Raw genomic sequence first — 13,130 nt, 5'->3', positions numbered from 1 at the left:
GAACATAATATATCAGACCATTGCAAAAAAATGGGAATTTATCTTTTAAGGAGATTGGAATCATTAAAAGAATCATTTCCAATTATTGGAGATATTCGAGGCAAGGGACTGATGTTGGGCATTGAATATGTGCAAGATACAGTGTCTAAAACTCCCGATTCGGAGATAGTTAAGAGAATAAGAATTGAAAGCTTTAAAAGAGGTCTATTATTTGAAATTGGGGGGCACTACAACAATGTGATCAGATTCTTGCCTCCTTTGACAATTAATAAAGATATAATTGATAATGCCTTGTCCATTTTTGAGAAAGCTCATTGTGTAAGTGTTGAGAATTCAACCCAGCAAGTGACCTATTGAAGGTAAATCGGTTTTGACAGTTTGAAAGTGGTGTCCAAACGAATGAGATTTATTTAGATCAAGGTAATTTACTGAAATACCTGTATCTGGATGCTCACGAGTTCGCTTCTATTGCAAGAAGAAAATGTCCGTGGAAAATATCGTAGTCAGGTAGAACATTCAATCGGGTATAGAAAACACCAGAAAGGACTTAAAAGTGATTTACTTGGTGCAAAAACAACACCCAAATCGGGAAGTGAATAAGGTTAAAAGACAATACGATAAAGAAGACTTTAGTACTTACAAACGAATGCTCCGATGCATTAAAAACTACTCTGCGAACCAGGTACCTGATACTCTTACCATGTAATGAGTAATTAGTGACGGACTTCATTTGGGGTGTGCTGTAAATCGAGTGTCGATTCCGAATTTCTCAAGGTGATTGATCATTTTAATCGTGAATGGTTTGTGTATTGCAATAGGTTTCAGCATGCGTCACCCTACGTAATCGAGGTTCTGGATCGACTGATTGAAATCTGCGAAAATCCTAGGTAGAGTTGACATTTTGTCGACCCAATATTGATCCCTTAATACCCATTTAGAACAACAATTTTGATTTAAAATATGGAATGGTTAATTAATAAACTTAGACAGCATGATATAGATGTCGATGTGGTGGATGATAAACTCAAATTGAACATTCCGGCAGGTTTAGACATAAGCACTTTAGAGCCTGAAATCCGACAAAATGCTAAGCAGCTCCAATCTTGGATTAAAAAACTGAAGGAAAAAGAACATTTCAAAAGAATTCATAAATCTCCTTTAAAAGATTTTTATGCCTTGTCTTCCGCTCAAAAGCGTCTATATTTTCTTTATGAATTTGATAAGCATTCATTGGCGTATAATATGCCTCAGGTTATCAAATTTAAAGGTAGTCCTGACTTAGAAAAATTGACGAATGCATTTAATACGTTGATTGAGCGTCACGAGATGCTAAGAACTTGTTTCTTGATAACTAACGGTCAGCCGGCACAAAAAATTAGTGATTTTGTTGAGGTCCAACTAGAGGAATATGAGTCAAATGATACCAATGTGCCAAGTGTCGTAGAAAAGTTTATAAGGCCGTTTGATTTAAGTCAAGTACCTCTCATAAGGGCAGGGGTGATAATTCCCCAGCAGGGAAATAGGCAATTCGTAGATGAACATTTTTTGTTGGTAGATATGCATCATATTATAAGTGATGGTACCTCTCAGAGCATCTTAATAAGAGAGTTCGAGGCCATTTTTAAAGGAGAGTCACTACCGGAAGTCGGTGTTCAATATAAGGACTATGCTGAGTGGCAGTTGACCAACATCCTAGAGAGTAATTTACAAAAACAAAAAGATTACTGGCTGAATAAATTTGAAGACCGAATTGATCAACTGGAATTGCCATATGATTTTGAAAGACCTAAAACAAGTGTTTATGAAGGAGGGGTGGTCAATTTTGAAGTTGATGAAATAACGGTCAAGCGGTTAAGGTCTATTGTCGAGTTACAGGGAGGTACAACTTTCATGGTTTTACTATCAATTTATTATCTTCTTTTAAGCAAGCTTAGTGGTCAGGATAAAATTGTTGTAGGAACCCCTGTGGCAGGCAGAAATCATGCGGAGGTTAAAAATATGATTGGCATGTTTGTTAATACACTTCCTCTTCTCAATCATGTCGACGGTAAATTAACTTTTAAACAGTTTTTAACTCAGATCCGCTCTGAAATAATCCAGTGTTTTGATAATCAGCAATATCAGTATGAAGAACTAGTAGAGGAACTCAGACTTGACCGTAAACTGAATCGAAATCCATTATTTGATGTCATGTTTGTACATCAAAATTTTGACGAATATGAATCGAATCTTCCTGGTGTCGTTTCTGAATCATTTACAGATATTCCGGTAGTTTCTAAATTTGATCTGTCTCTAATGTCAGCCGAGTCCGCTGATAGGTTTTATCTAAGCTTTGTATATTCAAAGGCCTTATTTAAGAAACAAAAGATAGAAAAGTTTGCTCAATACTTCAGCCAAATTGTTGAGCAGATAATTTCTAACCCCGACATTAAGCTCGATGCTGTTCATTTAATGTCTGAACAAGAGAGAAATGATATTATTAAGCAGACTAGTGATAACAGACTAAGGGTTAGCTGTGAAGAAAGCATAACATCTCTTATTCAAAAACAACTAGATCAAGATCCTAATCGAACGGCTCTAATACACGATGGCAGTTGTATTAATTATGGCGAATTAAATAAGGCTTCAGACCAATTAGCTTACTTCTTCAATAACAAAGGTTACTCTAAGGGTTGCCGAGGAATATTGAGTTTGGCTGACCCGATAAAAACCATTATCGGTGCTTTGGCAATTCTTAAATTGGGAGGCGCATATTCGATTTTAGATATATCATATCCCGAAACCTATGTAGCGCAAATATTATCAACATGTGAGTCCGGATTTTTACTTGCCGATAATGAATTAACATCAATATATGAAAAACATATTGAGATATTCAATATTAATAGCATAGAACCTCAAGAAGCTGAATACAAATATTTTAGAGGCCAAATAGAACCTGATAGCGTTGCCTTTATTGATTATGTTCCTAGTGATAAAGGTCACCCGGTACCAATTCATTATGAACATCAGTTTATTTCTAACAGTGCGAAGGAGCAAGCAGAAATATTTAAACTTGGCGATGAAGAGGTAGTAGTTCAAATTTTCAACAAACCTTTTCACAGTAATTATGACCAAGTATGGCTTGCATTATTGAATGGATTATCATTAGTTCTGATTGAGCATTCCATTCTGTACAAAGGAGAAAAAGAGTCGGTTAATTTTGCGAAATATGGAATTACTCATGCTTGTGTTACAAGGCATGAAGATCTGCCTCTGAAGGAATTAGGTAATTTAAAACGCCTTGTGGTTAATGACTCAAGCTTTGGTCATACACTAATCGAAGGGCTAGATGAGCGCACCGACTTGTTCTTTCAATACAGTTTACCTGAAACTCATATTATTTATATTTCAAAGTTGGATAAATCGGAAACAGCCGATTTATATGAACCAACTCAATTTTACTATCCGGGTAAAAATGATTTGTATATTTTAGACAAAAATGGTCAGCTACTACCAAAAGATATTGTAGGAGAGGTTTGCTTATGTATTGCAGGTATTACTGAAAACTTTGCAAGTGAATTTGAAGTAAACAAAAATAGATTTCTACAGCACCCTTATAGACCTGGGGCTATGTTATATCGCACCGGTGACCTTGCTAAATGGTCTGAAACCGGTGAATTTATTTTAGTAGGTCAAAAAAATGGCTTTGTTAAGTTGGAGGGTTTTAATTTCAATTTAACGGAGATGGGTTCTCAATTGGTTGGTGAACATATTGATAATGTTGTTATTCTTCCTCATCGAAATAAGAAACATTATCTCAGAGCCTTTTATACTTCGAAAGAAGGAAGTAATGAAACTGATATAAAAGACCACAGTAGGAGCAAATTACCTGAGTTTATGATACCTCAAGAGTTCGTATATCTTGAGAAATTCGAGCTTACTCAAAACGGAGAAATTGATTTGGCCTTATTAAATAAGTATGAGGTTAAGTCTGAAGCTGAAAAGCCTAATCTGATTGAAAATAAGTTGATAGAGATTTGGTCTGAAGTGTTCAAAATAGAAAAGGAACTGATTGGGGTCAATGATAACTTTTTTAAACTTGGTCTACACTCATTATTGGCTATAAATTTTATTATACGGATTAGGAAGGAGTTTAACTGTAACATTTCCTTGAAAGTCCTTTTTGAATACAGTAGTATTTCTGGTTTATGCAGCTTTATTGAATCAAACCAGGCAAATAACAAAGCAGGCGAATCAGGAGAGGTTGAAAGTGTAATTGCCAAAGCTCCGGCTAAAAACCACTACCATTTGTCTTCGGCACAAAAACGGCTATTCTTCCTGTATGAGTTAGATACCACTTCCACGGCTTACAATGTTTCACAGTTTGTTGAACTGAAATCTGAAATAGACCTAGAGCGTATGGGAAAGGCTTTTCAGGGCCTAATTAATCGACATGAAATATTAAGAACCTATTTTGATTATGTGGATAATCAAATAGTTCAAAAGGTACTACCACATCTAGACTTTAAATTAGAATTATATAACGATGAAAGTATTAGTGAAGAGCAAGTTATCTCTAACTTTACTCGACCATTCAAGTTAAATCAGGCTCCTTTAATAAGGGTTGGAGTAATAAATAAGTCCTCTTGTAGGGACTCTCATTCAAAGAATATTTTGATGGTTGATATCCATCATATCATTACGGATGGTATCTCTCAGAATGTCTTGATTAAGGAATTCAATGCTCTGTATAATGGTGAAGAATTGGCCCCTGTAAAATTGCATTATAAGGATTATGCGGAATGGCAGAATCAAAAGCTGCAGACTCAAAGTAAAGATAAACAGAGACAGTTTTGGCTGGACCAATATTCAGAACTTCCAAACTATTTGGAATTACCAACAGATTTCGATAGGCCCGCTAAAAAGAACTATGCAGGAGATACTATAAATTTTCATCTGGATCAAGTTACTTCATCGAAATTGAAATCGATGGCTCAGTCGGCTGGTACGACTGACTTTATGATATTCCTGAGTGTATTCAATATTTTCTTGAGCAAAATTACAGGTCAGACAGATATTGTTATTGGGAGTCCGGTCACTGGTCGTCGGTTGGCCGAGTTAGAAGACATGGTAGGTATGTTTGTCAATACCTTACCTCTGCGAAATACTGTCAGCGGCGAAAAAAAATTCAGTGACTTCTTATCACAGATTAAATCTCGAACTTTATCACAATTTGATAATCAGGATTATCAATACGAAGAGTTGATTGACGAATTGAACATCGTGCGTGATACAAGCCACAATCCACTGTTTGATACTCTTATATTGTATCAAAAGCAAGAGGAAATTGAGTCTGGGATCTCTGCCATAGAAGGTATATCCTATCCTATGAAGCGTCCAGTATCTAAATTTGACCTCAGCTTTATAATTACGGAATTAGGTGATCAGTTTTTCTTAAGTCTTGAGTATTCAACTGAAATTTTTAAGCAAGAAACAATTCTGAGATTTGTTTCATATATGGAAAGAATAATGGCAAGTATTTTAGAGAATGAAGAAATTCAAATTTCTCATATTGACATTATTTCTCTCGAAGAGCGTAAGGAGTTAATATTCGACTTCAATGACACTCTACTTGATATTCCAGATCAAGGTAACCTCATTTCTTTATTTGAAACGCAAGTAGACAGTAAGCCTCAAAATATAGCTTTGACTCATTGTAAGCAGCAAATCAGTTATAGAGAGTTAAACAAAAAGGCAAATAGACTGGCGCATTATTTGATCTCCAATGGAGTTGTTTCAGAAGATGTGATTGCTTTAAAAATGGACAGGAGTATCGAGCAAATGGTCGCTGTTTTGGGCATTTTAAAGGCAGGAGGTACATACCTACCAATAGATATATCTCATCCTGTTGAGCGAATTTCTTTCATGCTCACCGAAACTAAAGCAAGGCTACTTTTGACGAATTTGGCACCTCATAATGATTTCAACCATCATATTAATAGCATTGATATATCTACAATCGATTTAGAGTCATACTCAAGCCAAAATCCAGATGTTGTAAAGCTATCAGAAAGCAACGCTTATATTATTTATACTTCTGGCTCAACAGGCCGGCCAAAAGGTGTTGTAGTCAAGCATGATTCTGTAGTAAATCTAATTTTCTCGCAAATTGAAAGGTTTGGTGTAGACCAAACCGAAAAGATTCTACAGTTTTCTTCAATGTCTTTTGACGCTTCAGTTGAACAGATTTGGCTAGCTTTTCTAACTGGAGCAGAGCTTGTTTTGATAGACAAGGAAGTGCTTCTGGATGAATTGAAATTTGCCGAATATATTCAAGAGAATAAAGTTACTCATCTCCATGCCACGCCCAGCTTTTTAGAACATATCAAGCTTGATAAGCCTAATAATCTTAGGCGTATAATTTCTGGAGGTGAAGAGTGTAAGGCGAAAATTGTAAATAAATTTTGTGAAGACTATACATTTTATAATGAATATGGACCTACCGAAACTACAGTAACATCTTTTGTAGCTCCTTTTCAGGAGAAGTTACCACTTGATTCCAAAGTTTGTATTGGTAAACCTATTGCCAACACCAGCGCCTATGTATTGGATAGTGATCATAAACTCTTACCTAAGGGCGCTTTGGGAGAATTATATATTTCAGGAGCAGGTTTGGCTCGGGGTTATATTGGAGATTCTGAATTAACCGCTGACAGATTCGTAAACAATCCTTTTGAAGATGGCCGGATAATGTATAAGACAGGAGATTTGACCCGGTGGAAAGATGGTAATCTGGAGTTTCATGGGCGCCTTGATAATCAAGTAAAGATTCGTGGGTTCCGCATTGAGTTAGGTGAAATAGAATATTACTTAAGTACCTATCCAGGGATAAGTACGTCTGTTGTCGTTTCGCAAGATATTTCAGGAAGTAAGTTTTTGGTGGGATATTACATGTCTTCTCAAGAGCATGAAATACATGATTTGAAAGAGCATTTATCCCAAAACTTGCCTGATTATATGATACCTACCTATTTTATTTTAATCAATGAATTACCACTGACAAACAGTGGAAAGGTAAACCGTAAAGCGTTACCCTTACCGGAAGTAAATGCTACTAAAAGTTACGTAGAACCCGCAACTAATACCGAGATACTATTGGTAGATTTGTGGTCGGATATACTAAATCTGGATAAGTCTGGAATCAGCACTAATCAGAGCTTTTTTGACTTAGGTGGACATTCTCTGAAAGCAGCTGTTTTGGTGAATCGCCTTAAAAAGGTTTTAGAGGTGGAAGTTCCTTTGAAACACGTTTTTGCTTACCAAGATGTTCACAGCCTGGGACAGTATATAGACAATTTGGAAAAATTCTCTTATCAGCCGATCGAACCGGCAAAAACTAAAGACTGTTATGTACTGTCCTCTGCACAGAAGAGAATGTACTTTTTGTATGAATTTGACAAAAGTTCTTTGTTATATAATATGCCTGAGGTGGTTAAGCTGGGCAGTAGCGTGATTGTCAATAACCTGGAATCCGCACTTTCGTCATTAATTTCAAGACACGAGGTATTACGAACTTGTTTTAGACTTTTAGGAGAGGCTCCGGTTCAGTATGTTCAGGAAGAAGTACCTTTCGAATTGGAGCATTATTCAGTAGATGGGGCCGATATATCAGCTATAGCGGAGTCATTCATTCGGCCCTTCGACCTTCATGAGGGGCCATTAATTCGAGCTGGCTTAGTCCATCAGACATTTGAGGATAAGGAAGATGAGTATATTTTATTATTTGATATGCATCATATAATTAGCGATGGCGTATCTCATGATATACTTGTTAGAGACTTCCTTTCTCTTTACAATAAGAAAGAGTTGCCTGCAATTGATTTACACTATAAAGATTACGCCGAGTGGCAACAAGGGGAGGAGCACCAACAAACACTGTCTGCTCATAGGGATTTTTGGTTGGAATTATTTGCAGATGAACTACCTGTATTGTATTTGCCAACTGATTTTCCACGTCCCATTGTTAAGTCGAATGAGGGGGCCTATGCACGCTTTTCGATAGGGGCAGAAGAGAGTCGAGCATTAAGATCTATTTCAGAGAATACCGGTTCCACACTTTATATGGTGCTTTTAAGTATCTACAATATTTTCTTAAGTAAGCTTTGCGGTCAGGAGGACATAGTGATAGGTACTCCTGTCGCAGGCCGCTCACATGTGGATGTAGAAGATATGGTAGGTATGTTTGTAAATATGGTAGTATTGCGTAATCGCCCTGAAGGTGCGTTAAGTTATTTGAATTTTTTGTCTCAACTCCGTATCAATACTTTGTCCTATTTTGATCATCAATGGTATCAGTATGAGGATTTGATAGACGCATTAAATATAGATCGCAATTCAGGTCGCAACCCATTATTCGATGTTTTATTTTCGTATCGTTCAGTAGAAGATAAACCTTTAGATGGTACAAGTCTATCCTTGGAATCTGTTTCATTAGAGCATCGTATTTCAAAATTTGATTTAAGTTTGATGGTCACGGATGATGGGGAAGATCTATTTTTAGGTTTTGAATACTCTACGGATTTATTTACAGAAGAGACCATACAACGTTTCATAGTTTATTTTCAGGGAATTGTCACCTCCATACTATCAGATCCCAATAGAACCTTGTCTTCTATTTCAATTATCACCGATAATGAGAAGCAAGAAATACTTCATCAATTTAACAGGCCTTATATTCATGCTCCTAGCGAGATAACCGTGCTTCATATGTTTGAAGAACAAGTAGAAAAGTTTTCAAACAATATAGCACTGGTTTATAATGGGACTCACTTACGTTATGGAGATTTAAATAGGAAGGCCAACAGCGTAGCGAATAACCTACAGGAAAAAGGTATTGGAGAAGGTAGTATTGTGTCGCTAATGGCAGGACAATCTTTAGAAATGATCATAGGAATACTGGGAATAATGAAAAGTGGTGCAGCTTTGCTTCCTATTGACCCTAATTATCCTAAGGAACGGGTGGAGTATATACTTAGCGATAGTAAAAGCAGGGTACTCTTATCCGAATCAGGTCTAATTGAAGGGTTAAATTTTGAGGGGTTACTCCTGGATCTTCATAATAAGGATATTTATAATGAGACTGTTCAGAGCCCCATATTAAATGTTACTCAGGATCATTTAGCCTATGTAATATATACTTCGGGTAGTACAGGGCGCCCTAAGGGAGTAATGGTTGAGCATAAGGCATTGACCAATTTATGTTGCTGGCATAACAAGTTCTACACGGTCACATCGGAGGATTGTAGTACTAAATATGCGGGAATAGGTTTTGATGCATCGATATGGGAGATTTTTCCTTACTTGATTAGTGGCTCAAGCATCCATGTTATTGATCATGAGCTTAGGCATGATGTTTTCAAGTTGAACGAATACTATGAAAGTCATGGGATAACGATAAGTTTTCTGCCAACTCAGGTTTTTGAAGAATTTATAAAATTAGATAATAATTCGCTGAGAGTTCTTATGACCGGAGGTGATCGTTTGAAGCAGGTAATAGAGAAATCCTATAGGCTAGTCAATAATTATGGTCCGACTGAGAACGCTGTAGTAGCCACTTGTTATGAGTTAAACGATGATATTCTAAATATATCTATTGGTAAACCTATCACTAATGTTGAGGTCCTGATTATGGACAAAAATAATCATTTACAACCTGTAGGAATAGTAGGAGAGTTATGTGTTGCAGGTTCTAGCTTGGCTCGAGGGTATATCAACGATGATAAGCTTACCGAAGAAAAATTTGTTTCCCATCCTTATAAACCAGGGGAGCGTTTATACAGAACAGGAGACCTGGCGAGATGGAAAGCAGGTGGTAATTTAGAGTTTATAGGCCGCATAGATAATCAGGTGAAGATTCGTGGATTTCGCATAGAATTGGGTGAGATTGAAAACCTTTTAATTGATCATGATGATATCGAGCAGGGAGTTGTTACTGTGCATGAGTTTAATGGAGATAATTTACTCGTGGCCTATTTTGTTTCGCCCCGTGAATTAAGTGATTCAATAATAAAGCACTACTTAGCATCTCGCTTACCGGATTATATGATCCCATCCCATTATATGCAAATTCCTAGTATTCCTTTAACTCCTAATGGGAAAGTTGATAAACGGGCACTACCTATTGTTGATATAGTTAATGAAAAAGAATCTATACCTTTAACCACATCTCTTGAGTGGGCCTTAGCTGAAATATGGGGGGAAGTGCTTAAGGTTAATGTCAAAAATATTGGAATGGATGACAATTTTTTCAAACTGGGTGGTCATTCACTAAAAGCTGCAGTGGTAACAAGCCGAATTAATAAAAAGTATAATATTGAGATGCCACTCAAAATGTTTTTTCAGATTCCAACAATACGAGGTTTGAGGTTATTTATTGAAGCGTTTACATCTACTGAAGACGGTTTAGCAACGGTTGATGAAGAAGAGTTTGAGTTTTAGTATTTGATACTTTGAGTAGTTCCATCTAAACCTAATAAATAGTTGTTCAATATTGTAAATCATAGAATATGACTGCGTATGAAGTTATAGCAGAATTAACTCGCAAGGGAATTAAGCTTCATGTTAAGGATTTTAACCTAAAGGTTAAAGCAAATAAAGGGACTCTGACCCCTGACCTTCAAAAGTTGATCAAGGAAAATAAGGAAGAGCTTGTTCGTTTGGTTGAAGGGATGAATAAAAAACCTGATTTAACACAAGTCAAAAAAAAGGATTATTATGTATTATCCTCATCTCAAAAAAGACTTTATTTCATTCACCATTATGATAGTTTATCAACAGCATACAATATTTCTCAGGCTGTTAAACTGGGTGCAAATGTTGAAATTGAAAATATTAAAAAAGCCTTTAACTCGCTAATTTACCGTCATGAGCCTTTACGTACTCACTTTTCCATGATTAATGAGGAGGCTGTGCAAATCATATCAGAAAATATTGACTTTAATCTTGAATACTACGAAACTGAGAGTGATAAACTAAAAGCCGTTTTTGAATCATTTGTAAGGCCATTTGACCTTGGTCAAGCACCACTGATTAGAGCAGGATTAGTCAAAAATATTGTAGATTCTGAACATAAATATTGTGAGTATTTTCTAATGGTTGATTTACACCACATTATTACTGATGGTTTATCTCAAAATGTTTTAATAGATGATTTTATTAGTCTTTACAATGGAGAAAGCTTGCCAGCAATTGAGCTACAATATAAAGACTATGCTGAATGGCAACAGGGAAGATTACTACAGTCAAATATAGGGTTACAGAGACAGTTTTGGCTTGAACTATTTTCAGAATTACCTACAGCTCTTGAATTACCTGTTGATTATGACAGGCCAAAAACAAGAAGCATGAATGGATCACAGTTAAAATTCTATTTAAATACTTCACTGAGCAAAGGCTTGGAAGATTTGGCCCTTAAGAGAGGGTCCACTAAATACATGGTCATTTTAAGTGTTTTTAATATACTTCTGAGTAAAGTTAGTGGTAGTAAAGATATAGTTGTAGGCACACCGTCGGCAGGTCGCCAGCATGCCGATTTAGAAAATATGGTTGGTATGTTTGTTAACACAATTGTACTGCGTAATAGATTGAACGGTGAGTCAACTTTTTATGATTTTTTAAAGTCGGTTACTACAAAAACAATATCTTGCTTTGATAATCAAGAGTATCAATATGAGGAACTGATAAATGAATTGGACATTGCTCGTGAAACTAATCGCAATCCGTTATTTGACGTAATGTTCTCCTATCAAAATTTCATTGCAACTTCTCAAGACCCTGACAGTTCTGAATTCGAATCAACGGGATTGAGAAGTCAAGTTTCAAAATTTGATCTTACCTTAAGTGTTACTGAGACAGGGGATGAGTTATGGTTTAATTTTGATTACTCCACTGAGCTGTTCAGGGAAAGTACTATTAAGAGGTTCAAAGAATACTTCATTAGAATAGTAAATCAAATACTGTTAGACCCTCAAATAATAATTACCGAAATAGATATTTTATCTCATCAAGAAAAGCAACAACTTCTATATGACTTTAATAATACAAAAATTGAGTGGGAGGAGGAACTGACTCTTACTTCGCTTCTAAATAAGCAGGTTCACGAATGTCCAAAAAATATAGCAGTACTACACGGTGATGTTGAGTTGACTTATAAAGAACTTGACCAAAGATCTAATAAGGTCGCTAATTTTTTAAAGAACAAAGGTGTGGGTCTGGGAAGTGTTGTGGGTTTAATGATGGATCGATCTATTGACCAAATTGTTGGTTTGGTAGGAATAATGAAAGCTGATGCAGCTTATTTGCCAATAGATAAAACACTTCCTGCCAGCCGTGTTAGAGCCATTTTGAATGAAGGTAAAATAGGTTTTTTGCTGACGGATGAGGACACCAATGGGCTTTTAAAGGAAAGAATAAAGTTAATTAATATACGAAAGCATAAAGTAGAACTTCAAAGTTGTAGAAGCTTGGAGTCAGCCATAAAGCCTAGTGATATTGCTTATGTCATGTTTACATCAGGGTCTACCGGTAAGCCTAAGGGTGTAGAAATTGAACATCGCTCTATTGTTAATTTAGTACTGTCGCAGAGAAATACCTTAAGTATTAATTCTGGAGAACGCATTTTACAATTTTCTTCTATTGGATTTGATGCTTCTGCCCAACAAATATGGTTAGCATTAACGACAGGGTGTACGTTGGTGCTGATTGATAAAGAAATAATCGTTGATAATCAGAAGTTCTCAGAATATTTGATCGACCATCGTGTAACCCACCTTCACGCTACACCATCATTTTTAGAACAACTGGACTTACCGAACGAAAGTAGCTTGATTAGAATAATCGCTGGCGGGGAAGAATGTACTTATTCTTTGGCAAGCAAGTATTGTAATCAGTACGAATTTTATAACGAATATGGCCCTACCGAGGCGACAGTAGCATCAACGATAACCAAGGTTACAAGTGCAGATTTAAGTAAAAATAGAATTTCGATAGGCAGGCCGATAAACAATACTTTTGTTGATATTCTGGACAATGAACAAAAGTTAATACCCAGGGGAGCTTTAGGCGAGTTATGTATAACAGGGATGGGCTTG

The 13,130-nt window shown here is 36.2% G+C and carries 3 protein-coding genes; all 3 read left to right on the top strand.

Annotated elements, in window-relative coordinates; genetic code table 11:
* On the top strand, positions 1 to 357 hold a 357-nt coding region (locus E1163_RS08930; RefSeq protein WP_155171094.1), incomplete at its 5' end, for an aminotransferase class III-fold pyridoxal phosphate-dependent enzyme.
* Positions 358 to 960: 603 nt separating this feature from the next.
* Entirely contained in the window at positions 961 to 10,479 is a 9,519-nt protein-coding gene (locus E1163_RS08925) for a non-ribosomal peptide synthetase (RefSeq protein ID WP_155171093.1), read from the top strand.
* A 68-nt stretch (positions 10,480 to 10,547) separates the two neighbouring features.
* Positions 10,548 to 13,130: non-ribosomal peptide synthetase (locus E1163_RS08920; protein ID WP_155171092.1), on the top strand; the 2,583-nt coding region annotated here is incomplete at its 3' end.

This window comes from Fulvivirga kasyanovii (assembly GCF_009711405.1).
In the GTDB taxonomy this organism is placed as follows: Bacteria; Bacteroidota; Bacteroidia; order Cytophagales; family Cyclobacteriaceae; genus Fulvivirga; species Fulvivirga kasyanovii.
This window is presented reverse-complemented; position numbering and strand designations above follow the sequence as displayed.

What these genes read in the sequence shown, in the direction of transcription:
- E1163_RS08925 (WP_155171093.1), top strand. Translation starts at nt 961, where the DNA reads ATGGAATGGTTAATTAATAAACTTAGACAGCATGATATAGATGTCGAT.